We start from the raw sequence: 25,855 nt of genomic DNA on the forward strand, positions 1-25,855 counted from the left end.
CGAATGAATTCGCTCCTGTTATCAGAACCCTTCAAGCACGATCTTGCCCTTGGCCTTGCCGCTTTCCAGCAGCTCATGGGCGCGACGCAGGTTTTCGGCGTTGATGGTGCCGAAGTGTTCCCCGAACGTGGTTTTCAGGGTTCCGGCGTCGATCAGTTCGGCGACCCGGTTGAGCAGGTTGTGCTGTTCGATCATGTCCGGTGTCTCGAACATCGAGCGGGTGTACATGAACTCCCAGTGCAGCGACAGGCTCTTGCGCTTGAGCTTGGAAATATCCAGCGCCTTGGGATCATCGATCAAGCCCAGTTTGCCTTGCGGCTGGAGCGACTCCACCAACTGGTCCAGATGCAGATCGGTCTGGGTCAGGCTGGCGACGTGAGTCACCTGATTCTGGCCGATGCGCTTGAGTTCTTCGCTTAGCGGCTTGCTGTGATCGATAACTTCATGAGCGCCCAGGTCGCGCACCCATGCGTTGGTTTCCGGGCGCGAAGCGGTGCCGATGACTTTCAGTGAAGTCAGTTGGCGAGCCAGTTGCGTCAGGATCGAGCCGACACCGCCCGCTGCGCCGACGATCAACAGGCTCTGCTCTTTATCAGCATGGCCCTCTGCGATCTGCAAGCGCTCGAACAACAGCTCCCAAGCGGTAATCGCCGTCAGTGGCAACGCCGCTGCGTGCGCAAAACTCAATGTTTTCGGCATGTGCCCGACGATTCGCTCATCCACCACATGCAATTCGCTGTTGGCGCCGGGCCGTGTCAGCGAGCCGGCGTAGAACACCTTGTCGCCTGGCTGGAACAGCGTCACTTCGCTGCCGACCGCTTTCACCACGCCCGCCACATCCCAACCCAGAACCTTGGCAGCGCCGGCTTCGGGCTGGACGTTCTGCCGAACCTTGGTATCCACGGGGTTCACGGAAATCGCTTTGACCTTCACCAATACATCGCGAGCACCCGCAACCGGCTCTGGCAGCTCGATGTCCTGTAACGCATTGAGGTCGCTGATGGGCAGTGACTGGTAATAGGCGATGGCTTTCATGCAAGGCTCCTTGAGACGGGAAAGTTGATGAGCAGATGATTCGCCATTTCCATTAAAGATAAAAGCCGCTAAAACGGTACTCTCTTTCAATATTATTTTGATAATCCGGGGCTGGAATGCTGCGTTTCGATGATTTGCAGTTGTTTGTGCGGGCGGCTGATCTGGGCAGTCTGTCTGCGGCGGCACGGAGCATGGACATGTCGGCGGCAGTGGCCAGTGCGGCACTCAAGCGCATCGAGCAGCAGCTTGGCGTGCGCCTGCTGGCACGTTCCACGCGCAGTTTGCGCCTGACCGCCGACGGTGAAGGCTTTCTGGAATATGCTCGTGCAGCCCTTGGCAGCCTGGAAGACGGTCGACGCCTGCTGGCCAGCAATCAGGAAAGCTGCAATGGCGTCCTGCAACTCTCGGCACCTTCGGATTTCGGTCGCAATGTCCTGCTGCCCTGGCTCGATGAGTTTCAGCAGCAACACCCGCAATTGTCCGTACGCCTGCTGGTGGGCGACCGGGTCGACGATCTGTTTCGCCAACCTGTGGATGTGGCCCTGCGTTATGGCGAACCTGGGGATTCGAGTCTGGTGGCTCGGCCTGTGGCGCCTGACAATCGTCGGGTGTTGTGTGCGTCTCCCGATTACCTGGCTCGCCATGGCGAACCGCAGCATGTGGGCGAGCTAGCGCAGCATAATTGCCTGTTGCTCATGCTCGGTGACCGGATTCACGATCACTGGACCTTTCACGATGGCAGGCGAGAAGTGAGCCTGACCGTGGGCGGCAACCGCTTCAGCCCCGATGGTGACGTTGTGCGTCGCTGGGCCTTGGCGGGGGCGGGAGTGGCTTACCGCTCATGGCTGGATATCGCCGCCGATGTCCATGCCGGACGCCTTAAAGTATTGATGCCGCATTTGCGCGGCGAAGCCGTGCCGCTGAATCTGTTATGTGCTCATCGAGTACAACTGAACAAGCCGGTAAATCTGTTGCTCGAAATGCTTCGTACTCGATGTACGCGACATTCTGCACTCGCAAGTCGTTAGTTGTTTGAAAGACTAAAGAATTTTAGGAAAAGACTGACGGATACTTCGGAAAATATAAGAGGTAAATACAGTTTTCAATTTCAAAGTGCCAACATAAGGACAGGCATTGCAAACGACTGCGATGGAGTGTTTCCGTTGCCTTGGTACCAAGGGCTTGCGGTTTTTTGCGATGTGCTCTGGAGGCCGGAGAACGGAAGGCTTTGAATTGCGACGTCTCCACGGAAATATTAGGGTTTTCATCTTCGGGAAGGTCCTGCAAACTTCGGGCGTTGCGTTACAAATATGTCTGGTGTTGATCGGGTTAATGTAACTTTTACCTGATCGGGTTGCAGGTCATAGAGTTTATACTTGTCATTTCAGGTTGGATCCACGTTTCAACTTTACGGGAGCGGGATTGTTATCAATATGCCATCGCTATAGACGAATGTTTCAACAGGGAGTGAATACATGGAATATGCACCTTGCATCAGTCAGATTGCGACACTGCTGGCCGACCCCAAGCGTAGCGCAATGATTTGGGCATTGATGGATGGTACCGCTCGTCCTGCCAACGAGTTGGCATTAATGGCGGGGCTCTCGACGTCTTCGGCAGGTGCGCATCTGGCGCGACTGGCCAGTGGCGGACTGTTGAAACAGGAGGCACGTGGGCGCACACGTTTCTTCCGGTTGGCAGCGCCTGAAATCGGGGCCGCCGTGGAGGCGCTGGCCAATGCCTCGATGGTCAGTGCCGACCAGATCAGCCGCAATGTGGCGCAACCCATGCCGCCGTTGCCCATACGTCGCGCACGTATCTGTTCCGATCACCTGGGAGGGGAAATGGCCGCCGAGCTTTACCAGCGTTTGCTGGGGGCCGGCTGGATCGAGCAGATGGAGCAGCGGGTCGAGGTGACCAGCAAGGGAATGGCCAAGTTCGCCGAGCGAGGCATCTATGTTCCGGCGCTGGCATTGCGACAACGGGAGACGGTCTGTGTCTGCCCGGACTGGAGCGAGCGCAGCCCGCATCTTGGCGGCGCGCTGGGTGCAGGGCTTTTGCAGTTGTTCATTCAGATGGGATGGTTGCGCCCCACCGAGGAGTCCAGCACGTTGCAGGTTTCGTCCAACGGGCAGCGTGAAATCGGCAAGATAGCCTCGGCGGCCTGATGCTGCGCAATGGCGGGCAGCGCCTTGCGCGCCTGCCCGCGATGCCGTTGATTACGGTTTGACCAGACGCGCATCCAGACTGTTTTGCGCCAGACGTTTTGCCTGATCCTGAGTCATGCCCAGATGGGTGTGCAGCGCGTGGAAGTTTTCGGTGACATAACCGCCGAAGTAGGCCGGGTCATCGGAGTTCACGGTGACCTTCACGCCACGCTCCAGCATGTCGAGAATGTTGTGTTGGGACATATGGTCGAACACGCACAGCTTGGTGTTGGACAACGGGCAGACGGTCAGCGGAATCTGTTCGTCGATGATCCGCTGCATCAGGCGCTCGTCTTCGATGGCGCGTACACCATGATCGATTCGCTGGATCTTCAGCAGATCCAGTGCTTCCCAGATGTACTCGGGCGGACCTTCTTCACCGGCATGGGCCACGGTCAGGAAGCCTTCGTTGCGGGCGCGGTCGAAAACACGCTTGAATTTGCTGGGCGGGTGGCCCATTTCCGAGCTGTCCAGGCCCACGGCCACGAATGCATCACGGAACGGCAGTGCCTGATCCAGGGTTTTCTCGGCTTCTTCTTCGCTCAGGTGACGCAGGAAGCTCAGGATCAGGCCGCTGCTGACGCCCAGTTGCGACTGGCCATCCTTGAGGGCTCCGGTGATGCCTGCCAGTACCACTTCAAACGGGATGCCCCGGTCGGTGTGGGTCTGTGGATCGAAGAAGGGTTCGGTATGGATGACGTTCTGCGCCTTGCAGCGTTGCAGGTAAGCCCAGGTCAGGTCGTAGAAATCCTGCTCGGTGCGCAGCACGTCCGCGCCCTGATAGTAGAGGTCCAGAAACTCTTGCAGATTGTTGAAGGCATAAGCCCCGCGCAAGGCCTCGACGTCGTTCCAGGGCAGTGCGATTTTGTTGCGCTCGGCCAGAGCGAACAGCAACTCAGGCTCCAGGGAGCCTTCCAGATGCAGGTGCAATTCTGCCTTGGGCAGGGCGTTCAACCAGTCGTACATGTTCTTTTCTCATCAGGTGCAGATGGCGGCATTCTACAGATGCAGCGCACCGGCAGGGTAAAACCTGACCGCTAGTTCAGGTAATGGCCTCCTGCTCGCGCCGATACGCATAGGTGTCGGCAAAGCGTGACAGCAGAAACTCCGCGCAGGTGGTGACAGGGTAGCGTGCGGGGCTGGCTTCGCTCTGGCAACTTGGCAGGCATTCGATACGGGTGTCCGGATGCGGTTCCGCGAAGAAGGGCATGGAGTAGCGGTCGACACCCAGCGGGCTGATGACCCGGTGTGGGGTGGACACATAACGGTCGTTGCTCCAGCGCGCCATCATGTCGCCGATGTTGACCACAAACGTGCCTTCAAGGGGCGGTGCGTCGATCCATTGGCCGCGCACGTCACGGACCTGCAGCCCACCGGCGGCATCCTGATACAACAGCGTGATGCAGCCGTAATCGGTATGGGCTCCGGCACCCTGCTGTTCGGTGGAGGTTGCGGTATGGCGTGGCGGGTAATGGATCATGCGAAAGACACTGACCGGATCCTTGAAGCGCTGATCGAAAAAGTCAGGTTCGATACCCAGGGCCAGGGTCATGGCCCGCAGCAGCGTCTGGGCCAGGGCCTGCATATCCAGATAATGTTGCTCCATCAGGCTTTCCCAGCCCGGTATGTCCGGGTGGCGATTCGGTCCGCGCAAGGGTTTGCCGGCCAGCACATCGGGATGGGCTGCATCCATGTGCAGGCCCATGTCGAAGGTTTCCTTGAGGTCGCTGGGCAGGGTCGGATCCAGTTGCTCGGTGGCAATGGCGCCATAGCCGCGGTGATGCGAGCTTTGGGTGATATCGATCTTGAGTTTTTCAGCCTGGGGCAGAGCAAAGAGTTGCTTACCGGTGCTCAGTACCTGTTCGATACGCTGGGCCGTGATCGGGTGGCCCTTGATGTAGAAAAAGCCCCACTCGCGGCAGGCCTGATCGATCTGGCTGGCAACGGCTTGCCAGGCGTGTTCGTCAGGCGTGTAGAGCGGAGCGATGTCGATGATGGGAAGCGGGTTCATGAACCATTCCTGAGTGTTCGTGGTGCAACATGAAGGAGGCGAGCAGGCGGACGTATGCCGGCCTGCTCGCATGCAGATTACTTGGGCAGTTCTGCCGTAATGCCTTCAACGTAGTAGTTCATCGAGGCCAGCTCGGCATTGGTGGCGACCTTGCCTTCTGGGATCTTCACTGCGCCTGTCTGGTCCTTGATCGGGCCGGTGAATGGATGGAATTCGCCGCTCTCGATGCTGGCGATGATCTTCTGGGCTTCGGCTTTCACGTCAGCCGGAACGATATCGCTGATCGGCAGTTCAACCGTGCCTTCCTTCAGGCCGCCCCAGTAGTCCTGAGGTTTCCAGGTGCCGGCAATCACGCCTTCGGTGGCCTGGATGTAATGTGGGCCCCAGTTGTTGACGATGGACGTCAGGACCGCCTTCGGCCCGAAGTGCGCCATGTCCGAAGCATAGCCAACCGCGTAGACACCACGGCGCTCGGCGGTCTGGATCGGTGCCGGGCTGTCGGTGTGCTGGAACACCACGTCCACGCCCTGATCGATCAGCGCGTTGGCGGCATCCGCTTCCTTGCCCGGATCGAACCAGGAGTTGACCCACACCACCTTGATTTCAGTACCGGGGTTGTACTTGTTCAGTGCCAGTTGGATGGCGTCGATATCGCGCAGGACTTCCGGGATCGGGAACGAGGCGACATAACCGATCTTCTTGGTCTTGGTCATCTTTGCCGCGAGGAAGCCGCCGACATAACGACCTTCATAGGTGCGGGCCAGATAAGTGCCCATGTTCTTGTCCTGCTTGTAGCCGGTGGCATGCTCGAACTTCACGTTCGGGAACTGCTTGGCGACCTTCAGCGTCGGGTTCATGTAGCCGAAAGAGGTGCTGAAAATCAGGTCGAAGCCACCTTTGGCCATATTGCGAATCACGCGCTCGGCGTCTGCACCTTCCGGCACGTTCTCGACGTAACTGCTACTGACCTTGTCGCCCAGCGCCGCGACCATCGCCTTGCGGCCCTGCTCGTGTTGATAGGTCCAGCCGTGGTCGCCGATGGGGCCGATGTAGACGAAGCCGACTTTCAGGGGATCGGCAGCCGAAGCGAGCAGACTGGAACCAAGGCCGACAACGGCAGCCATGGCACACAGCAGTTTTTCTAGAGGACGACGTGGGTTGGAGAGGTGCATCGGGTCTAGCTCCTTGCAATCTTGTTGGCATGACCGACTAAGCGGGGTATGCCTCCAGCCAATGCAAAAAACTGACCACAAAGACAACTTGTGACGGGCTGCCGTTTCCCGGCCTCAAGGCCTGTCAAGGCATGCAGCCCGAAGGTGCAGAAGCGCTTGCCGCGCTTCTAACTGGTGCAGCGCGTGCTGCGTTCGACAATGCACATCGGCGTGCCTGCCACCGGTTCACGCATGATCTGCACCTGCACATCGAAAACCCGGCTCACCAGTTCGGCATCCAGCACTTCGCCGGGCGTTCCACTGGCCACCAGACGTCCCGCCTGCATCACCGCCAGATGGTCGGCATAGCGGCAGGCCTGGTTGATGTCGTGCAACACGGTGATGACCGTCTTGCCCTCGGCGCTGAGCTGGCGCATCAGGTCCAGCAGCTCGACCTGATGGCTGATGTCCAGATAAGTGGTGGGTTCATCCAGCAGAACGATGGCGGCATCCTGCGCCAGGACCATCGCCAGCCAGGCCCGCTGGCGCTGCCCGCCGGACAGGTCGGAAAGAGGTCGCTCGGCCAGTGCTTCCAGCTCCATGCGTTGCAGGGCCTGATCGACACTGCTGCGGTCGGCACCGCTCAAACGTCCCCACAGGCTGTTATGGGGGCTGCGCCCGTAAGCCACGAGTTGCCGCACGCTGACGCCTTCGGGAATTGGCAGCACCTGCGGCAGAAAGGCAATCTTGCGCGCTAGCTCGCGTGGCGAAAGCTGCGCATAGGCCTGACCGTCAAGGCTCAGCGTGCCCGATTGTGGGGTAAGAATCCTGGCGAACGCCTTGAGCAAGGTGGACTTGCCGCAGCCGTTGGGGCCGATCAATGCCGTGACCTTGCCCGGCGGCGGACTGAACGACAGCGCCTGCACGATACGGGTATCGCCGTAGCCGATGTCGAGTTGCTGTGCCTGGAGAATGCTCATGGAATCAACCTTTGAATCGTGCCAGCAGCCAGAGGAAATACGGGGCACCGATCACCGCCGTGAGGATACCGGCAGGAATCTCGCTGGGTGCGATCAGCGTGCGTCCCAGGGTGTCGGCCAGCACCAGCAACAGCGAGCCCAGCAGCATCGAAGCGGGTAACAGGTATTGATGATGACCGCCCACCAGACGCCGGGCCATGTGCGGCGCGACCAGACCGACAAAACCCACCGGCCCGATGATGCCCACGCCCGCGCTGGTCAGCAGCACTGCGCCACCCATGGCCAGCCAGCGGATGCGCTTCAAACCGGTGCCGAGGCTTTGTGCGGCTTCGTCACCCAGGCCGATCAGGTTCAAGGGCTTGGCCAGCAATAGACAGGCCGGGATCAATACCAGAAACGGCAGTGCCAGCCAGACATGATGCCAGTTGCGACTCCACAAACTGCCGGTCAGGGCCAGCAGCGCGGTGTTGATATCCAGCGGATTGGACAGGATCAGAAACTCGGTGATGCTCGACAACGTGACCGCAATCGCCACCCCGGACAGCGCGAAACGGACACCGGAAAACTGCACGCCAGTGTTGTACAGCGCCAACAGTAATGCACCGGCCGCACCGCCGAGGCACGCCACCAAAGGCAGCCAGACCACCGGCAACTGCGGTAAGCCGATGATCGCGATGGTCAGTGCCAGCCCGGCACCCTGAGTGACGCCGAGGATTTCCGGCGAGGCCAGCGGGTTGCGGATCACACCTTGCACGATGGCACCGGCCAGCCCGAAGGCGCTGCCGGTCAGAATCGCGATCAGGCCGCGTGGCAGGCGATGGTTCCAGACCTCGAAGTCTTTGCTGTCGTGGGCGATCAGGTGATCGAGCACCGCTCCGGGTGTCAGCCAGACCGTGCCGGCACTCAGGCTGAGCAGCAGCGCCAGCAGTAACAGCACGAACAGAATCAGTAATCTCGAACGTGGCTGATTCATAGCGTGCGCCTTGCCAGAAACAGAAAGAACGGAGCGCCAATCAGCGCAGTGACGACACCGGCTGGCGTCTCCACCGGAAAAGCCACGGCGCGGCTGATCAGGTCGGAGGCCAGCACAATCGCTGCACCCAGACCGGCGCTGATGGGGATCAGCCAGCGGTAGTCATTACCCAGCCATTGGCGGGCGATGTTGGGCGCAATCAGGCCGACAAAAGCAATCGGTCCCACGGCACAGACACTGGCGCCGACCAGCAACAGGCTGACAACGAACACCAGAAAACGCAGCGCGCCGATCCGTACGCCCAGGGAGCGTGCGGCATCTTCGCCCAGGTTGATGAGGTTCAGGCGTGGCGCACAGGCAACTGCCAGTACCAGGCCGATCAAAGTGCAAGGCCAGAGCAACTGCAATTGTTCTGCGCCCACATTGGCCAGTGAGCCGGCCAGCCAGTTGAGGACACTTTGCGCCTGGGCTTCCACCAGAATCACGGTCAGACGGGTCAGTGCCGCACACAGTGCAGCCACTGCCACGCCGGCCAGTACCAGTCGGCCCTGAGCCGTGGCAGGCGACCAGGCGCCGCCAAGGCTGAAGACTGTGATCCACGCCAGCGCGCCGCCAATGGCCGTCATCAACAAGGCACCACCGGGGAAGGGCGGTGTGACAAGACCTGTGGAAAACAACGCCAGCCCCAGAGCCGCGCCCGCCGTCACACCAAACAGAGACGGCGAAGCCAGCCGGTTACGGGTGATGCCCTGCATCAAGGCTCCGGCCACACCAAGGCAGGCACCGACCAGTGCTGCACACACCGCTCGGGGCACCCGCAATTGCGCCACGATGTAAGCGATGTTGCCGCCTTCGCGCCCGAGAGTGAACAGGCCGTTCCACGCATCGATCTGTCGGATGCTGAAGGGCGACAGCGCGAACAGCGACACCCAGAACAGGCCCAGGCACGTCACGGCGATCACTGCCGCCATCAGCCAGCGGCGCATTTATGGATTCAGTACGGCCTTGCCGCCCTTGAGGATGGCAAGAGCGTCATCGGCGATCTGCTCGGAAGCCATGATGCCGCGATTACGCGCCCAACTGTCGCCATCGACTTCTGCGACCTGCTTGTTGCGCACTGCACCCAGCACCTGCCAGAGCGGCTGCTTGCTCCAGGTGTCGACAAGGCTGGGGCGACGGTAATGGCCGACCAGCAGCCAGCCCGGATCCAGTGCCAGCAACTGCTCAAGGCTGACGAACTCGGTCGGGGCCGCATTCTTGCGCACTTCAGGGACTTGCAGACCGATGGCCTGCAACACGCTGCCCGCGTAGGAGTGCGGGCCATGGACCGAGAAGCTGTCTTCACGGGCAACCCCGAACAGCGCCTTAGTGTTGGCCGGGATCTGCGCCGCGACTTCTTTGAGGTGTTTCTGGTTTTCTGCGATCCGCGCCTGCATCTGCGGGCCTTTGCCCAGCGCGACGCCAATCAGTTCGGCGGATTTCAGGCTGCCCTGATAATCCTCGCCACGCGACGGCAGCATCAATGTCGGCGCCAGGCTGGCCAGGTCGTTGTACAGCGCCTGATGGCGACCCAGGTCGGCAATGATCAGGTCCGGCTTGAGGCGGGCAATCACTTCGATATTGGGTTGCGAGCGCAGGCCGACCGATTGCCATTCACCTACGGCTTTACGCACCTTGGGCAACACGCGGTTGGCATCGCCATCATCGGCCGCGCCGACCGGCGTTACGCCCACGGAGGCCAGCCCGTCGAGAAAGGAAAACTCCAGCACTACCACACGCTTGGGCGCGTCCGGCAGATGGACCTTGTGTTGGCCGTCATCGATATCGATGGGCGCGGCCTGAGCGACGCTGGCCGAGAGAGCCAACAGGCCGCAAGCCAGCAGACGGGAAAGGGGGGAAGTACGCATGGGCAATACCTTTGTAGCGGAGACAGTCGTGTCAGAGCGGCACGAAGAAAACGGCGGGCACTATTTCATATCGAGACGGCGGGATCAAAAGTCATTTGCGCATGAGGCTGTTTCTCAGCCATGGCACTTTTTGAAACCTTTTGTCACAGACCGCACTCTCAACCACTTCATCAATGCTGATCTTCAAGGATGTCGCGCGACAATGTGTCGCAAGGGCATGGACATGTAATGGGCTCCTTACTCAGGCAAGAAAAGTTTCTGTTGCTGGCGATCATCGCCACTTTTATCGCCTATCCCCTGGAGCATGTGCTGCTGGGCAATGGCCAGACGGTCGCGCTGATTGCCGGGCTGGCGCTGGTGGGTTTCATCGTCTGTGCCTCGTTGCGGGTGGCGCATCATGCCGAGCAACTGGCTGAAAAAGTCGGTGACCCTTACGGCACCATGATCCTGACCCTTTCGGCGGTGCTGGTCGAAGTGGTGATCCTGGCAATCATGATGAGCAACGAGCCGTCTCCGACGCTGGTGCGTGACACGATCTATGCCGCCGTGATGCTGGATATCAACGGCATCCTCGGGCTGGCGGCCCTGATGGGCGGCCTCAAGCATGGCGAACAGGCCTACAACGATAATTCGGCGCGCACCTACAGCGTGATGATCCTGACGGCCATGGGCGTGTCGATGGTGGTGCCAGAGTTCATTCCCAAGGCGGACTGGAAGCTGTATTCGGCGTTCACCATTGGCGCGATGATTGTGCTGTACACCTTGTTCCTGCGTATGCAGGTCGGGCCGCACAGTTACTTTTTCAGCTACAGCTACCCCGAGAAAAACAGGCGCAAGGATCAGCCTGAAGAACAGGGCGAGTCGATCAACCTGACACGTTCCATCGTGACACTGGTGCTGGGCGTGGTGGTGATCGGGGCGTTGGCTGAAGTGATGTCCAAGACCATCGACCTTGGGCTGGAGGGCAGCGGTGCGCCGCCCGTGCTGACGGCGATTCTGGTGGCGGCGATTTCTGCTGCGCCGGAGATCCTGACCGCCTTGCGCGCCGCCCTGGCCAACCGCATGCAGTCGGTGGTCAACATTGCACTGGGCGCTTCGCTCTCCACCGTGATCCTGACGGTTCCTGCGATGGAAGCGATGGCGCTTTACAGCGGCCAGCCGTTCCAGATGGCCATGACGCCCGTGCAGACCGTGATGGTCTTCATCACGCTTCTGGTCTGCGCCATCAACCTCAATGACGGAGAAACCAACGCCATCGAGGGCATGACGCATTTCGTGCTGTTCGCGACCTTCATCATGCTTTCCTGCCTGGGACTGTAGGACCGGATTTATCCGGGAAGAGGCCTGTGCATTCAGCTACATTTCCATCGTTTGAAATACCGGCTTCCCGAATGAATTCGGTCCTACAAAGCTTGCAACAACTGGTGTGCGGCCTGGCGGTGATCGGCGATCAGTTTCTTCAGATCCAGGCCTTCGACCTGTCCATCTATCACTCGCCAACGGCCCGCGATCATTACCCGGTCAGCCCTGTCAGCGCCGCACAGCAACAGCGCCGACAGCGGGTCATGGCTGCCGGAGAAGCGCAGTTCATCGAGCTTGAACAAGGCCAGATCCGCCTGTTTGCCCACGGCCAGTTCGCCAATATCGGTACGTCCCAATAGTTGCGCCGAGCCCTTGGTTGCCCAGCCCAGTACAAGCTCCGGGGTAATGTCCTGCGCGCCGTAGCGCAGGCGTTGCAGATAGAGCGCCTGTCGCGCTTCGAGGATCATGTTGGAAGCATCGTTGGAGGCCGAGCCGTCGACACCAAGACCCAGTGGCGCACCGGCGGCGATGAGGTCCAGCGTCGGACAGATGCCCGACGCCAGGCGCATGTTCGAGCTGGGGCAATGACAGATCCCGGTACCTGCCGCGCCAAGACGTGCGATTTCATCAGGGTTGAAATGAATGCCGTGTGCCAGCCAGGTGCGAGGTCCGAGCCAGCCGACGCTGTCCAGATAATCCACCGTGCGCAGCCCGAAGCGTTGCAGGCAGAAGTCTTCTTCATCCAGGGTTTCGGCCAGGTGGGTATGCAGGCGCACGTCGAGTTTTTCGGCCAGCGCGGCGCTCTCGGCCATGATCTGCGGCGTCACCGAAAATGGCGAGCAGGGCGCCAGGGCAATCTGGACTTGTGCGCCGTCGCCGCGTTCGTGGTAAGTCTCGATCAGGCGCTGACTGTCGGCCAGGATCGTTTCGCCCTGTTGCACCGTCTGTTGCGGTGGCAACCCACCTTCGGCCTCGCCCAGGCTCATGGAACCTCGGGTCAGCATGGCGCGCATGCCCAGTTCGCGAACGCTCTGCACCTGAATATCGATGGCCTGTTCCAACCCATCGGGAAACAGATAGTGATGATCCGCCGCAGTGGTACAGCCCGATAGCAGCAATTCCACCAGCGCAACCTGACTGGCCAGAGCGAGTTTTTCCGGTGTCAGGCGCGCCCACACCGGGTACAGCGTCTTGAGCCACGGAAAAAGAGGCTGATTCACCACCGGTGCCCAGGCGCGAGTCAGGGTTTGATAGAAGTGATGATGCGTGTTTATCAACCCCGGCAGCAGCACATGCTCCCGGGCATCGAACACTTGATCGCAGGGGCGGGAAGGGGGCTGACCGGCAGCCAGCAGCTCAACGATCACGCCCTCTTCGACCACCAGACCGCCACGGGCGTCCAGGTCATTGGCAGTGAAAACGGCAAGGGGATTTTTCAACCAGATACGGATCGCGGGCATGGGCCGGCTCCTCTGAAAGTGGGTTCAGGTTAGCCAGCTCAGTTTTGCCCTGTCTGCTGATCCAGGGTTGCCTAATGGCAGGGGTCGAGATTCTAGTGCTTTGATCGTTTTTTAATCAACCCCTGTCGCGAGCAAGCTCCCTCCCATTCAGTTCTTGCCAGAGGGTCGATTACCAGACAATCGTCTCGCCCTTGTAGTTGATGAAGTAATGCCCGCCCTTGCCGGCGTAGTCATTGAGTTGCTTGACCAGGCCGGTGGTGCTGGTCAGGACGTCGATTTCGGCGCTTTCGCCGCCCATTTCGGTTTTCACCCAGCCCGGATGCAGGGAGAGGACGGTGGGGCGGTTTTCGCCCAGTTTGCTGACGAAGGAGTTGGTCATGGAGTTGAGTGCCGCCTTGCTCGCCTTGTAGAGGGCGATTTCGCCTCCGTCCGGGCAGGCGACGCTGCCGAGCACCGAACTCATGAAGGCCAGGACGCCGGTCTGCGGACGAATCTGGTCGACCAGACGTTCTGCCAGACGAATCGGTGCAACGGCGTTGGTCAGGAACAGTTGTCCCAGTTCGGCGGCGGTGGATTGGGCTGCGCTTTGATGCTTGGGCCCGATCACGCCAGCATTGACGAACAGCACATCGAACACTTCGCCCTTGAGCTTCTGGACCAGCACTTCCAGTGACGCGACTTCATCGATATCCAGTGTCTCGATGCGAACCCCGGGGATGTCCTTGAGGCTATCGACCTTCTGCGGATCACGAACGGTGGCGATCACATTCCAGCCTTGTTCGCTCAGGCGCTGGACCAACCCGAGTCCCAGGCCACGGGATGCACCGATGATCAGAGCGGTTTTGGTAGCGTTCATGAAAAACTCCTTGGCAGTTGAAAAGAAAATATCTCAGGGGCTCAGCGGGCAGCTTTGGCGCAGGCGCTCTTGCAGCTCGCTGCGCAGCTCGCCCAGTTCCGCAATACGCTTGTCGATCAGCGTCAGCTTCTCCCCAAGCAGTTGAGCAATCGCGATATCCGGCGCGGGGGCCTTCCACAGTTCGGCCACGTTATTGCCTATTTCGTTCAGGCTGAATCCCAAGCGCTGCGCAACTTTGATGAATTGCACCAGTTGCACTGTCTCCACAGGGTAATGACGATAGCCGTTGCCGGTGCGCTGTGCGGAAATCAGGCCGCGCTGCTCGTAAAAGCGCAGCGTGTCGCGACTGACGGCGGTGGCGTGAGCCAGTTCACCAATGCGCATGCAATTCCATCCTTGAGAGCTTGACCCTGGAGCGTACTCCACCCTTTAGCCTGTTGGTATCTCAATCGACAGGACCTGTTTTATGTGGAAAACCCGACAATACCGCCAAGTAGTCCGTGCCAGCGCCTGGTACGACCTGATCGTCACCGCAGCTTTCGCCACACCCTGGAGTTTTGCTGTGCTGCATGGCGCTTTATCAGCCCTGAGCCTGCACTGGAACCTCCCCGGCGATTTACCGGCATTCGAGCCCATGCACATGCTGATGGCGAATTTGCTGGGCTCGATTGTCTGCGTGTGGGCCGTACTGCGAATCCGTGATCCGCAGCCGGTATTCGGACGCTATGACGCGGCGGGACGATTACTGTTTGCAGCGTGGCAGGGCTACGCGCTTATGCAGGGAGCCAGCAGCCTGCTGATCGGGATTCTGGTGATGGAGCTGGTTTGGGCTGTTTTGCAGTTATGGCCGGTGCAGAACGGTCAAGAGCAATCATCTTGACATCATTTTTTGCTGCCAGTAAAAAGCATGGATATCCTTGGCCATGGAGAGGCCGATGTCGATACCAGCCCCAGAAAACCCGCTAAAAACACGCCCCACCAAACCCAAGCGTGATTGGGTTGCCCACGATGACTTTTACGACGGCGATTTCCTCCGCGGATGGCTATTCGCAGTCCATCGTGTGCATACAGCCGCTCTTGGTTATAGCCTTTTACCCGAGAACAAGTCAGGGGTTAAGGGTTACAAACGCCTGTTCAACGAAAAGAGTTTTTCCTTATCCAGCCGCTCACTCATTTTCAATACGCCGCTTGCATCCAATGATTGGGACGCGGCCTTGAAAACAGAGTTAAGGGCCATCCAGATTTCTCGTGCTTCCAGAGGTAAGGACGGTTACGCGCAAGTGGCTTTGTATAGCCTCAATGACACGAAAACCGGTCTGAAAAATGAACGAATTCTGGAGACGACCCAAAGTGCAGTTATCGCATATCTGCGTCACGGAACAGAGTTTCCGCCCTCTGAAAACGGTAATGAGCCAGTATGACGACTCATGTCTATCGCAAGATTATTGAGCCAATCAGAGCTGGACTCACCCGTGCCCAAATATGGGACAGCGACGATAAAGGGCTGATTCAGTGCTGGGAAACCGGACGTGAGCGTGTCGAAGTACTGGCTGAGCTGGCAGCCCAATGTCAGGCAAACCAATTGCCAATCCTGGGGTGGAAAGGCGGTGTTTCGCACACCTTGAAAAAACGCGAAAAATTCGGGTCGCTGAAGTACTTGGCTCAATGGCAGGGGTTGAGAGGAGAAGACCTCGATATTGATCTCTCCAAGGAGTACAGGCTGACATGTTCGGCAACCGGCATGATTGTCACCTTTACACCGGAACAGTCGAAGTACCTCAGTAAGACCACTGCAACAGTCAACGATGGAGAAATGGTCGATGGTCGACTTGCATCAGGAGTTTCAGAACAGTCGCTTTTTTAACGCAGCCCGGATGGATCAACGATCTGTAGATGCCTTGATCGGCATCAGCGCTGGGTTGTGTGCTGATGGCAAGATCAATCAGATGGAGGCGCTTTTTCTCAAGGAGTGGATTGAGGCCAATCTCGCTCACCTTGACGATCCAGTGGTTAACATTCTTTATCGTCGACTGGAAAATATGTTGAGCGATGGAATTCTTGATGAGGACGAGTCCCAGGAACTCTTTAGTCTGCTTAAACAATTTGGCGGTGGGCAAAAGACCTCGTCGGTGAAGTTTTCGACGCCGAGCACTTTGCCGCTCAACAATCCACTTCCTGCTTTCAATTGGGAAAATAACGTTTTCATGTTTACCGGCACGATGGCGTACGGTCCAAGGAAACACTGCGAGGCACTGGTCGTTGAGCGCGGTGGCCTGATTGGAGGCACTCTCAGCAAGAAGATTAACTTTCTTGTCATTGGCAGCATTGGCAATGACCAATGGCTTCATAGCAGTTACGGGCTCAAGATCAAGAAAGCTGTAGAGCTCCGAGAGACAGGTGTACCTATTGCCATTGTCAGTGAAGAGCATTGGCAGCAGGCTTTGTTTGGATAATCTGTCAGACGTCTTCGTAACTAAAGTTGATCCGGTTTGGCGCAGGCGCGAATTCATTCGCGAAATTGGGGCACCCTCAATGCCCCGCCTGCCAAGGCTGCCCCAATGAAACCGGCGCATACAGTTTGGTCCTCAGTGCATCACGCGACAGCAGCACCAGCACGATGATGGTCGCGACATACGGCAGCATTGCCAGCAGGTTGGAGGGGATCGCCAGGCCGATGCCTTGTGCAACCAGATGCAGGATGCTGGCGAGGCCGAAGAGGTAGGCGCCCAGCAGCAGACGCCAGACTCGCCAACTGGCGAACACCACCAGTGCCAGTGCGATCCAGCCGCGGCCGGCGCTCATGTTTTCGGCCCACATCGGTGTGTAGGCCAGCGACAGATAAGCGCCGGCCAGCCCTGCCATTGCTCCGCCGAACAGCACGGCCAGAGTTCGCACCCGCAAGACCGGCAAGCCCATGGCGCTGGCGGCATCGGGGTTTTCGCCGACGGCCTGGATGATCAGGCCGATACGGCTTTTGAGCAGTGCCCAGGCCACCAAGGCAAACAGCGCGAAGGACAGATACACCAGCAGATCCTGGGCAAACAGCATGCGGCCGATCAGAGGGATATCGCTGAGGAAAGGAATCGCCACTGGCTCGAAACCATGCAGCGGTTTACCCACCCAGGCCGCGCCGACAAAGCTCGAAAGGCCCACGCCAAAAATGGTCAGCGCCAGCCCCGTGGCAACCTGATTGGCATTGAATACCAGAGCCACAATGGCAAACAACGCCGACAGCAGCATGCCCGCCAGCATAGCCAGCAGCACGCCGAGCCAAAGGTTGCCGGTGCTCAGGGCGATGATGAAACCAATCACCGCGCCGAACAGCATCATGCCTTCCTGCCCCAGATTGATGACGCCGCTTTTTTCGCAGATCAATTCGCCCAGGGCCACCAGTAACAGCGGCGTGCCGCAGCGGATCATGGCGTAGAAAATATTGCTCAGCAGGTCGATATCCATCATGCGGCTCCCGCGACAGGCGCCGTCTGGCGTTTGGCCCAGCGCAGTTTCAGGCGCGGGCGATAAAGGATCAGCACATCACAGGCCAGCAGGAAGAACAGCATCATCCCCTGGAACAGTTGCGTAATGGCCAGTGGCAGGTTGAGGGTCATTTGAGCTTGCTCTCCGCCCAGGTACAGCAGGGCAATCAGCAGGCTGGAAAACAGAATGCCGATGGGGTTCAGGCGTCCGAGAAAGGCCACTGTGATTGCGGCATAGCCATAACCGGGCGATACCTGCGGAACCAGTTGGCCGATGGGGCCAGTCACTTCACTGACGCCCGCCAGGCCAGCCAGTGCGCCACTGATCAACAGGGCCAGCCAGACCAGATGTTTTTCGCGAAAGCCCACGAATCCCGCCGCCCGTTTGTCCAGTCCGAGCACTTTTATCTGGAAGCCGACAAAGCTGCGCTGCAGCAGGACCCAGACCGCCACCAGCGCCAGCAGGGCAAAATACACACCGACATGGGCGCGGCCATCCTCCATCAGCAGCGGCAAGCGGCTGGCATCCCCAAAGGTGGCCGACTCCGGGAAGTTCATGCCCGCCGGGTCCTTGAGTGGCCCGTGAACAAAGAACAGAAGCAGGTTCAGGGCGATGTAGTTGAGCATGATGCTGGTGAGAATTTCATTGGCATTGAAGCGGGTGCGCAGCCAGGCCGTCACGCCAGCCCATGTAGCGCCAGCCAGCGTGCCGGCGATCAGAATCATCACCAGCGCCCAGCGGCTTTGCATATCGATCACGTTGACTGCCACTGCGCTGCCGGCCAGTGCGCCCAGCAGCAATTGGCCTTCTGCGCCGATGTTCCAGATACGGGCCTGATAGGCGACCGCCAGCCCGAGGGCGCAGAGCAGGATCGGCAAGGTCTTGACCATCAGTTCCGACACGCCATACCCGTCACTGACCGGCGCGATCAGCAGGGTATGCAGCGTCACCCACGGATCGAGCTTCAGGCCGATGAACAGCAGCGAGCCGCAGACAAGCGTCAGGGCGGCAGCCAGCAAGGGCGAACACCACAACATGGCGCGCGATTGCTGGCCGCGCGGTTCCAGGGAAAGCAGCATGTTTGGCTCCGTTAACCCAGCGCGACGGCTTGGGGGTGAGAATGATCGAACTGTCCCGCCATCCAGCCGCCGATCTGCACGGCGTCGGTCTGTCCGGTGGGGACCAGTTGCGAAAGCTTGCCGCTGCTCAGGGCCGCGAGTCGGTCGCTGATCTGGAACAGTTCGTCCAGGTCTTCTGAAATCACCAGAATCGCGGCACCTGCATCACGAAGGGCGATCAGGGCACGATGAATTGCCGCCGCTGCGCCGACATCGACGCCCCATGTCGGGTGAGCGGCCACCAGCAGTTTCGGGTTTTGCAGAATCTCGCGGCCCAGAATGAATTTCTGCAGATTGCCGCCCGACAGGCTGCGCGCAGCAGTCTGGGCATCGGGTGTCTTGACCGCAAAGCGACGAATGATTTCGTCGGCCAGCGCCCGCACCTTGCTGCGCTGGATCAGCCCGTTGCTGACCAGACCTTGTTGAAAGGCCGTCAGCAGGGCGTTGTCGGTCAGGCTCAGTTCCGGCACCGCGCCATGGCCCAGGCGTTCGGCGGGCACAAAGGCCAGGCCGAGTTTGCGACGGGCATCCGGGCGCAGGTTGCCGACCTTGTCATCGGCAAAGCAGATAGTCGCGGCCTGTGTGCTGGTCAGTGTGTGCTCACCGCTGAGCAAGGCAAGCAGTTCGTCCTGGCCGTTGCCCGCGACGCCGGCAATCCCTACGATTTCGCCGCTGCGCACTTCAAGGTACAGGTCCTGCAGCGAACAGCCGAAGGGATCGGGGTTATGCCAGGAGAGCTTTTCGACCCGCAGGAAAGGCGCAGATCCACGCGCCTTCTGGTATTGCGCGGTCAGCCCTTGGGCATCGCCGACCATCAGGCGCGCGAGTTCCAGATCGGTGCATTGCGCAGGAATGCAGTGCCCGGAAACCTTGCCGCCACGCAGCACCGTTGCGCTGTGGCACAAGGCTCGCACTTCGCCCAGTTTGTGGCTGATGAAGAGAATGCTGCAGCCTTCCCCGGCCAGTCGCCGCAGGGTGACAAAAAGTTCATCGGCTTCTTGAGGTGTGAGCACCGAAGTGGGCTCGTCCAGAATCAGCAGGCGGATGTCCTGCATCAGGCAGCGGATGATTTCGACTTTCTGGCGTTCACCAATGGACAGGCTGTGGACAAGTCGTTGTGGCTCAAGCGCCATGCCGTAGCGTTGCGACACCTCGCGAATGCGCGGCTCCAGTTGCTTGGGCGTGCCTGCCGAGCGGCCCATGGCCAAGGCAATGTTCTGCGCGACGGTCAGGGTTTCGAACAGGGAGAAATGCTGAAACACCATGCCGATCCCCAGGCCTCTGGCCTGCGCCGGGTTGCGCATGCTCAGCGTCTCGCCCTGCCAGATGATCGAGCCTGAATCCGGCTGGGTCACGCCGTAGATAATCTTCATCAGCGTGCTTTTGCCAGCACCGTTTTCACCCAGCAAGGCGTGGATTTCGCCGGGCTGGATACTCAGGTCGATAGCATCGTTGGCCAGACAGCCGGGGTATTGCTTGGTGATATGGCGCAGTTGCAGGCGCGGGGGCGGCGCGTGGTTTGGCATGACAGGCTCGGATCATGGAGTGGGTCGCCGGGGGATAAAGCAAAATCCTGGCCAGTGAGTCAGGTTTGTGGCGAATGTTGTCAGGCGGGCGTGTGCAGCGTGTTTCCAGACCTCTGGCGAATATACCGAAAGCGCTTTGGCACCAGTTCGGGGCGTCCCTGGGCAGGACAGGTGCCATTATGGATCATCGGGTTTGTGCAAAAAATGTACAGCAGGCCTGGAGGGCGATACCCCAAGCGATTGCGCGACTCTTGCACCTGTTATCCACAGGTTGTTCCACAGTAACTGTGTGAAAGCCGAAACCTGGGTAATAAAGGACTCTGCGCTAGTTTCCAATGGTGCTAAAAAGCGTCAAGACACTGTTTTAGCACTGTTTTTATCCAGCAGGATCACGATTGTTCAAAAAATGATCACTTGCCTGCACCTTACGTCTGCCAAGGCGTGCAGGCTGATGTGCTCAGCTTATCCACAGCCGGATGCACAGTAGATGTGGGCAAGTTTGCCTAACATCCGGGAACGTCGGTTTACTGATCGTGTGTTGGGTGCAGCATGATTCTGCCACGGCTCAGATCCGCCAGTTGCCGTTGCAGCGAAGTGAGGTGTTCCGGACCGATGGCAATCGACATTTCCACGCCATTGGCGGTGAAGTTTTCTGCTTCTACCAGACCGTTGCATTCGGCCAGGCGTACTTTGACCAGCGCCAGTTCGCTGAAAGTGCACTCCAGATTGAAGTGCTCGCGATTGATCAGCGGCAGACGCTCTGCCTGTTGCAGGCATTTGTTGGCGCCGCCGCCATAAGCCCGGGCCAGTCCTCCGGTGCCCAACTGGATGCCGCCATACCAGCGAATCACCAGCACCACGACCTGATCGAATTCCTGAGCTTCGATGGCTGCCAGTATCGGTCTGCCAGCCGTACCACCGGGCTCGCCGTCGTCGCTGCTGCGGTATTGAGCACCCAGTTTCCAGGCCCAGCAATTGTGTGTCGCATTCAGGTCGCTGTTTTGCTCGATGAATGCCTGTGCTTCGGCCGGGCTGGCAATGGGCGCCGCGAGGGTGATGAAGCGGCTTTTGCGAATTTCTTCCCGATATTCGCAAGGACCGGTGAGGGTAAAAGGCATGGAGGTTTCCAGCAGACGACAAGGCCCGAATATTACAAGACCGGCGGCGTAAGCCCACACCCTTTGAGAATGATCTGGATCAGATTGGCGCTGGCATCATCCATATCCTGTCTGGTTTGCCGGGTACGACCGGTTACCCGACAGATCTGGGTGGCAAAGTCGGCGTAATGCTGAGTGCTGCCCCAGAGCAGGAAAATCAGGTTGACCGGATCCACCGGGTCCATTTTTCCGGCATCGATCCAGGCCTGGAAAACGGCGGCGCGACCCTGAAACCAGAGGCGGTAGTCCTGGCTGAAATACTCGCTCATGCACTCGCCGCCGCTGATGATTTCCATGGCGAAAATCCGCGAGGCCTGCGGGTTGCGGCGGGAGAACTCCATCTTGGCGCGAATGTAGCGGGCCAGCGCTTCTGCCGGATCGTCTTCCACCGTCAGGTTGTTGAAGGTGCTGTCCCACTGCTCGATGATGTTGCTCAATACGGCGGCGTACAGCCCCAGCTTGTTGGTGAAGTAATAATGCAGGTTGGCTTTCGGCAGTCCGGCCTTGAGCGCGATGGTGTTCATGCTGGTGCCCTTGAAACCATGACGGGCAAATTCGTCTTCGGCGGCCTTGATGATGGCTTCTTCGTTTTTCTGGCGAATACGGCTTGCAGGCTTGGTGCCGTGAGAGCTGTGGGCTGGGACTTCAAGGGTCATGTGCAGGTCCGGACAGGGTCATGGGGTGCAACGGGTGAACAGATAACGCACCCGCGTGAATCCGACAAGCGCTCATGCAGGAAAATTATTCCTGCGGTTCAAGGGTTTTGGCTGGCTGTTCGTTGTTTTCCCTGATGGCGATAGCCTTTTCCTCCGGAATCAGCAGGCACATGACGATGGCCGTGATACCACCGCTGGTGATTGCCGAGTCGAACAGGTTCTGCACCAGTTGTGGCATGTGGTGCAGCAGCAAAGGTTGCGCTGCGATGCCCAGGCCGACGCCGAACGAGGTGGCAATGATCAGCATGCTGCGCCGGTCCAGCGGTGCCTGGGCAAGAATGCGCACACCCGCTGCCGCGACGCTGCCGAACATCACCAGGGTCGCGCCGCCAAGCACGGGCTTGGGAATCTGTTGCACCACTGCGCCAATAGTCGGGAACAGGCCAAGCATGAACAGCACCACACCTATATAGAGGCCGACATAGCGGCTGGCGACACCGGTCAACTGGATCACGCCGTTGTTCTGGGCAAAGGTGGTGTTGGGGAAGGCACTGAACGTGGCGGCAATCATGCAGCTGACACCGTCGCCCAGTACGCCGCCCTTTAGCCGTGACACATAGCTCGGGCCGCTGATGGGCTGGCGGGCCAGCATGCAATTGGCGGTCAGGTCGCCGACGGTTTCGATGCTGCTGATCAGATAAATCAGCGCGACGGGCAGGAAAGCTGTCCAGTCGAAGTTGAATCCGAACTTGAACGGGACCGGTACGCTGATCAGTGGCAAGTCATGAATGGGTTGCGGGACCAGCTTGCCGCTCATCCACGCGGCGACACTGCCCACGGCCAGCCCGATGATGATCGCGGACAAACGAATCCAGGGTGTGCGGGAGCGGTTGAGCGCAATGATGATCGTGAGTACGAATACACCCAACGCCAGGTTGAGAGGGGCTCCGAAGTCCGGTGCGTTGAAACCGCCTCCCAGATCCGTGACGCCGACCTTGATAAGGCTGATGCCGATCAGGGTGATGACAATGCCGGTAACCAGCGGCGTGATGACGCGACGCAACTGGCCAATGAAACGACTGAGCACGATCTGCACCAGCGCACCGAAGAAGCAGACGCCGAAGATCATCGCCATGATGTCTTCCGGGCTGCCGCCGCGCTGCTTGACGATAAAGCCGGCGGACAGCACCGCGCCGAGAAAGGCGAAGCTGGTGCCTTGCAGGCAGATCATGCCAGCGCCGATGCCGAACGGGCGACGGGCCTGAATAAACGTCCCGACACCGGAAACCATCAGGGCCATGCTGATCAGGTACGGCATGTAAGCGCCCAGTCCCAGTGCCGAACCGATAATCAGGGGCGGGGTAATGATGCCGACGAAACTGGCGAGCACATGCTGCAGAGCCGCGAGTATGGCCGTTACCGGCTTGGGGCGATCATTGAGGCCGTAGAGCAGGTCATTGTTCTCGGAGGTATCAGGCTGCATGTCGAGCGCTCGGAATGAGGTGTGGTCACGTCTTAGCCAGGCATATTGCAAAAACCTGTCCACTTGCTCAGTTTATTTTTTGTTCTCTCGCTAAATGCATATCCATTTCAAGGGGATAAGCTGTTCCACGGTTTTTCTTGCCAGCCCCATTCAACCTTTTTTTCATCCTCGGTGCGTTATCGCGTAGCAGCCAGGCTCTCCAGAAAGCTCTCCAGCACCAAATGAGGGCGACGGCCTTTGCGGGTGACGGAGACCAGGCTCAGATCGTAAAACCGTGAGTCCGGTTTCAAGGTGCGCAGCCTGCCTTGCTGGAGCCAGACATTGGCGTAGTGATCCGGCAGATAGCCTATATAGCGACCGGTCAGGATCAGAAAGGCCATGCCTTCGCGATCCGAAGCGCTGGCGGTGCACCTGAGTGCCTGATAGTGAGCCTGAATATCGACCGGCAATCGAAAGGTGGGGGCGATGGCTTCCTGGGCTGCAATGCGCTCATCTTCGAGTTCTGCATCATTCACGTAAAACAGAGGGTGGCCGACCGCGCAGTACAGCAGGGAGCGTTCGCTATATAAAGGCTGGTACTCGAGGCCTGGCAGAGCATTGGTCTGCGGAACGACGCCGACATGCAGGCTGCCATCGAGCACGCCTTGCTCCACTTCCGAGGGGGAGAGCATGCGGATGTTGATATGCACGTCCGGGCCGCGTTCCTTCAATTGCGACAGGGCATTGGTGATGCGCATGTGCGGTAGCGTCACCAGGTTATCTGTCACGCCGATATTCAGCTCTCCGCGCAGGTGCTGGTGCAGGCCGTTGACCTCGGTGCGAAAACTCTCAAGTGCGCTGAGTAACTGCAACGACGACTGATAGACCTCGCGGCCCTCATCCGTCACCGAGAAACCGGCTCGTCCTCGCTGGCACAGGCGTAAACCCAGGCGCTGTTCCAGGTCGCTCATTTGCTGGCTTATGGCCGAACGGCCAATGCCGAGCACGCTTTCTGCTGCCGAGAAACCACCGGCTTCGACTACGCTTTTGAAGATGCGCAGCAGACGGATATCGAAGTCGCTGACTTGTGCCAAGGGATCGGGGCGGCGAATGCTCATTGTTTAGTAATCGCTTAACTAAAGATCGTAAAAGTTGGGTTTTTTAAACCTTATGGTCATGTCACCTTGACTGTAATTGCTCCAATAAACACACCTTGTGAGGCTCGTTGCAATGAATGCGTTCGAAGTGTCTGATGTGCCTTCAGTCACCCAATTGAAGCTAGATGCTCATTGGATGCCTTATACCGCCAACCGCAATTTTCAGCGTGACCCGCGAATGATCGTTGCGGCACATGGCAGCCATCTCACTGACGACAAGGGACGCACGATCTACGACGGGCTTTCCGGGCTTTGGACCTGTGGCGCCGGACACACCCGCAAGGAAATCCAGGAAGCGGTTTCCAGGCAATTGGGTGTTCTGGATTACTCACCAGGGTTTCAGTTCGGCCATCCGCTGTCGTTCCAGCTCGCGGAAAAAATCACCGACCTGACGCCGGGCAATCTGAACCACGTTTTTTATACCAACTCCGGTTCCGAGTGCGCCGATACCGCCGTGAAAATGGTCCGCGCCTACTGGCGCCTCAAAGGCCAGTCGACCAAGACCAAAATGATCGGTCGTGCTCGTGGCTATCATGGCGTGAATATCGCGGGTACCAGCCTCGGGGGTGTGAACGGTAACCGCAAGATGTTTGGCCAGTTGATGGATGTGGATCACCTGCCGCACACCTTGCTGGCCAGCAATGCATTTTCCAAAGGGATGCCCGAGGCCGGAGGCATCGTACTGGCCGATGAAATGCTCAAACTGATCGAATTGCATGATGCCTCGAATATTGCCGCCGTCATCGTTGAGCCGATGGCCGGTTCGGCCGGTGTGATCGTACCTCCTCAGGGGTATCTCAAGCGCCTGCGTGAAATCTGCGATCAGCACAACATCCTGCTGATCTTCGATGAAGTCATCACTGGTTTCGGTCGCACGGGTTCCATGTTCGGTGCCGACAGTTTTGGCGTCACGCCAGACCTGATGTGCATTGCCAAGCAGGTCACCAACGGTGCCATTCCCATGGGCGCGGTGATTGCAAGCAGCGAAATCTATCAAACCTTCATGAATCAGGCCACGCCGGAATATGCCGTGGAATTTCCCCATGGTTACACCTATTCCGCTCACCCGGTTGCCTGTGCCGCAGGTCTGGCAGCGCTGGAGTTGTTGCAGCGTGAAAATCTGGTCCAGCAGGTCGCTGAAACCGCGCCGCACTTTGAAAGCCTTTTGCATGGCATCAAAGGCACGAAGAACGTCATCGATATCCGTAACTACGGTCTGGCTGGCGCCATTCAGATCGCGCCACGGGATGGCGATGCCATCGTTCGTCCGTTCGAGGCAGCGATGAAGCTGTGGCAGGCCGGATTCTATGTACGCTTTGGCGGCGACACCCTGCAGTTCGGGCCAACTTTCAACTGCAAGACGCAAGACCTGGATCGACTGTTCGATGCCGTAGGTGAAGCGCTTAACCTGATTGACTGA

26 protein-coding genes are annotated in these 25,855 nt (G+C 58.9%); 8 read left to right on the forward strand and 18 right to left on the reverse strand.

Annotated elements, in window-relative coordinates:
• Positions 1-21: 21 nt before the first annotated feature.
• On the reverse strand, positions 22-1,035 hold the full coding sequence (locus KGD89_RS03125; protein ID WP_025258367.1) for a zinc-binding alcohol dehydrogenase family protein: 1,014 nt from the start codon (positions 1,033-1,035) through the stop codon (positions 22-24).
• A 116-nt stretch (positions 1,036-1,151) separates the two neighbouring features.
• Between KGD89_RS03125 and KGD89_RS03130 the strand changes: the two genes are divergently transcribed.
• Together KGD89_RS03130 and KGD89_RS03135 are read left to right on the forward strand one after the other, a co-directional pair.
• A complete protein-coding gene (locus KGD89_RS03130; protein ID WP_025258368.1) occupies positions 1,152-2,063 on the forward strand; it encodes a LysR family transcriptional regulator in 912 nt (303 codons plus the stop codon).
• Positions 2,064-2,510: 447 nt separating this feature from the next.
• On the forward strand, positions 2,511-3,203 hold the full coding sequence (locus KGD89_RS03135; protein ID WP_025258369.1) for an ArsR/SmtB family transcription factor: 693 nt from the start codon (positions 2,511-2,513) through the stop codon (positions 3,201-3,203).
• Positions 3,204-3,254: 51 nt separating this feature from the next.
• On the opposite strand, the gene KGD89_RS03140 is transcribed toward KGD89_RS03135, so the two are convergent.
• The 7 genes from KGD89_RS03140 to KGD89_RS03170 all read right to left on the reverse strand — a co-directional run bounded on the left by KGD89_RS03140 (position 3,255) and on the right by KGD89_RS03170 (position 10,264).
• Positions 3,255-4,208 (reverse strand): adenosine deaminase, encoded by a 954-nt coding sequence (locus tag KGD89_RS03140; protein WP_025258370.1) that lies wholly within the window; start codon positions 4,206-4,208, stop codon positions 3,255-3,257.
• Between the two features lie 76 nt (positions 4,209-4,284).
• Positions 4,285-5,253 carry a 2-oxoglutarate and iron-dependent oxygenase domain-containing protein gene (locus tag KGD89_RS03145; protein ID WP_025258371.1) on the reverse strand — a complete coding sequence of 323 codons (969 nt, stop codon included), beginning with the start codon at positions 5,251-5,253 and terminating at the stop codon, positions 4,285-4,287.
• A gap of 77 nt (positions 5,254-5,330) precedes the next feature.
• Complete coding sequence (locus KGD89_RS03150) at positions 5,331-6,425, reverse strand: BMP family ABC transporter substrate-binding protein (RefSeq protein WP_025258372.1); 1,095 nt, start codon at positions 6,423-6,425, stop codon at positions 5,331-5,333.
• Positions 6,426-6,592: 167 nt separating this feature from the next.
• The gene (fecE, locus tag KGD89_RS03155; RefSeq protein ID WP_025258373.1) at positions 6,593-7,384 is read right to left on the reverse strand and encodes a Fe(3+) dicitrate ABC transporter ATP-binding protein FecE; all 792 of its coding nucleotides are present in this window, start codon (positions 7,382-7,384) and stop codon (positions 6,593-6,595) included.
• 4 nt (positions 7,385-7,388) lie between these two features.
• On the reverse strand, positions 7,389-8,357 hold the full coding sequence (locus tag KGD89_RS03160; RefSeq protein ID WP_025258374.1) for an iron chelate uptake ABC transporter family permease subunit: 969 nt from the start codon (positions 8,355-8,357) through the stop codon (positions 7,389-7,391).
• Positions 8,354-9,343, reverse strand: a complete 990-nt coding sequence (gene fecC / locus KGD89_RS03165; RefSeq protein WP_025258375.1) for an iron-dicitrate ABC transporter permease FecC — start codon at positions 9,341-9,343, stop codon at positions 8,354-8,356. Before fecC ends, KGD89_RS03160 begins: the two co-directional genes overlap by 4 nt.
• Positions 9,344-10,264, reverse strand: a complete 921-nt coding sequence (locus KGD89_RS03170; RefSeq protein WP_025258376.1) for a Fe(3+) dicitrate ABC transporter substrate-binding protein FecB — start codon at positions 10,262-10,264, stop codon at positions 9,344-9,346. It lies immediately after the preceding gene.
• 228 nt (positions 10,265-10,492) lie between these two features.
• Between KGD89_RS03170 and KGD89_RS03175 the strand changes: the two genes are divergently transcribed.
• Complete coding sequence (locus KGD89_RS03175) at positions 10,493-11,584, forward strand: calcium:proton antiporter (protein WP_025258378.1); 1,092 nt, start codon at positions 10,493-10,495, stop codon at positions 11,582-11,584.
• Between the two features lie 83 nt (positions 11,585-11,667).
• On the opposite strand, the gene KGD89_RS03180 is transcribed toward KGD89_RS03175, so the two are convergent.
• The 3 genes from KGD89_RS03180 to KGD89_RS03190 all read right to left on the reverse strand — a co-directional run bounded on the left by KGD89_RS03180 (position 11,668) and on the right by KGD89_RS03190 (position 14,266).
• Positions 11,668-13,026, reverse strand: a complete 1,359-nt coding sequence (locus KGD89_RS03180) for an 8-oxoguanine deaminase (RefSeq protein WP_025258379.1) — start codon at positions 13,024-13,026, stop codon at positions 11,668-11,670.
• 169 nt (positions 13,027-13,195) lie between these two features.
• Positions 13,196-13,882 carry an SDR family oxidoreductase gene (locus KGD89_RS03185; RefSeq protein WP_025258380.1) on the reverse strand — a complete coding sequence of 229 codons (687 nt, stop codon included), beginning with the start codon at positions 13,880-13,882 and terminating at the stop codon, positions 13,196-13,198.
• Positions 13,883-13,915: 33 nt separating this feature from the next.
• On the reverse strand, positions 13,916-14,266 hold the full coding sequence (locus KGD89_RS03190; protein WP_025258381.1) for a MerR family transcriptional regulator: 351 nt from the start codon (positions 14,264-14,266) through the stop codon (positions 13,916-13,918).
• An 82-nt stretch (positions 14,267-14,348) separates the two neighbouring features.
• Between KGD89_RS03190 and KGD89_RS03195 the strand changes: the two genes are divergently transcribed.
• The 4 genes from KGD89_RS03195 to KGD89_RS03210 are packed head-to-tail and all read left to right on the forward strand — an operon-like array spanning position 14,349 to position 16,335.
• The gene (locus tag KGD89_RS03195) at positions 14,349-14,762 is read left to right on the forward strand and encodes a hypothetical protein (RefSeq protein ID WP_025258382.1); all 414 of its coding nucleotides are present in this window, start codon (positions 14,349-14,351) and stop codon (positions 14,760-14,762) included.
• A gap of 55 nt (positions 14,763-14,817) precedes the next feature.
• The gene (locus tag KGD89_RS03200; RefSeq protein WP_025258383.1) at positions 14,818-15,303 is read left to right on the forward strand and encodes a hypothetical protein; all 486 of its coding nucleotides are present in this window, start codon (positions 14,818-14,820) and stop codon (positions 15,301-15,303) included.
• Positions 15,300-15,746 (forward strand): hypothetical protein, encoded by a 447-nt coding sequence (locus KGD89_RS03205; RefSeq protein ID WP_025258384.1) that lies wholly within the window; start codon positions 15,300-15,302, stop codon positions 15,744-15,746. The genes KGD89_RS03200 and KGD89_RS03205 overlap by 4 nt, the downstream gene beginning before the upstream one ends.
• A complete protein-coding gene (locus KGD89_RS03210; protein WP_025258385.1) occupies positions 15,703-16,335 on the forward strand; it encodes a BRCT domain-containing protein in 633 nt (210 codons plus the stop codon). The genes KGD89_RS03205 and KGD89_RS03210 overlap by 44 nt, the downstream gene beginning before the upstream one ends.
• Positions 16,336-16,411: 76 nt before the next feature.
• On the opposite strand, the gene KGD89_RS03215 is transcribed toward KGD89_RS03210, so the two are convergent.
• From KGD89_RS03215 to KGD89_RS03245, 7 genes are all read right to left on the reverse strand, one after another.
• Positions 16,412-17,338 (reverse strand): ABC transporter permease, encoded by a 927-nt coding sequence (locus KGD89_RS03215; protein ID WP_025258386.1) that lies wholly within the window; start codon positions 17,336-17,338, stop codon positions 16,412-16,414.
• Positions 17,338-18,438: an ABC transporter permease gene (locus KGD89_RS03220; protein ID WP_025258387.1), complete on the reverse strand. Its 1,101-nt coding sequence runs from the start codon at positions 18,436-18,438 to the stop codon at positions 17,338-17,340. Before KGD89_RS03220 ends, KGD89_RS03215 begins: the two co-directional genes overlap by 1 nt.
• Positions 18,439-18,449: 11 nt before the next feature.
• The gene (locus tag KGD89_RS03225; protein ID WP_025258388.1) at positions 18,450-20,003 is read right to left on the reverse strand and encodes an ABC transporter ATP-binding protein; all 1,554 of its coding nucleotides are present in this window, start codon (positions 20,001-20,003) and stop codon (positions 18,450-18,452) included.
• A 524-nt stretch (positions 20,004-20,527) separates the two neighbouring features.
• Positions 20,528-21,121: an IMPACT family protein gene (locus tag KGD89_RS03230; protein ID WP_025258389.1), complete on the reverse strand. Its 594-nt coding sequence runs from the start codon at positions 21,119-21,121 to the stop codon at positions 20,528-20,530.
• Between the two features lie 32 nt (positions 21,122-21,153).
• The gene (locus KGD89_RS03235) at positions 21,154-21,816 is read right to left on the reverse strand and encodes a TetR/AcrR family transcriptional regulator (protein ID WP_025258390.1); all 663 of its coding nucleotides are present in this window, start codon (positions 21,814-21,816) and stop codon (positions 21,154-21,156) included.
• A gap of 85 nt (positions 21,817-21,901) precedes the next feature.
• Entirely contained in the window at positions 21,902-23,299 is a 1,398-nt protein-coding gene (locus tag KGD89_RS03240) for a uracil-xanthine permease family protein (RefSeq protein ID WP_025258391.1), read from the reverse strand.
• 176 nt (positions 23,300-23,475) lie between these two features.
• On the reverse strand, positions 23,476-24,396 hold the full coding sequence (locus KGD89_RS03245) for a LysR family transcriptional regulator (RefSeq protein ID WP_025258392.1): 921 nt from the start codon (positions 24,394-24,396) through the stop codon (positions 23,476-23,478).
• 112 nt (positions 24,397-24,508) lie between these two features.
• On the opposite strand from KGD89_RS03245, the gene KGD89_RS03250 reads away from it, so the two are divergent.
• The gene (locus KGD89_RS03250; protein WP_025258393.1) at positions 24,509-25,855 is read left to right on the forward strand and encodes an aspartate aminotransferase family protein; all 1,347 of its coding nucleotides are present in this window, start codon (positions 24,509-24,511) and stop codon (positions 25,853-25,855) included.

It is taken from the genome of Pseudomonas cichorii, from assembly GCF_018343775.1.
Lineage (GTDB): Bacteria > Pseudomonadota > Gammaproteobacteria > Pseudomonadales > Pseudomonadaceae > Aquipseudomonas > Aquipseudomonas cichorii.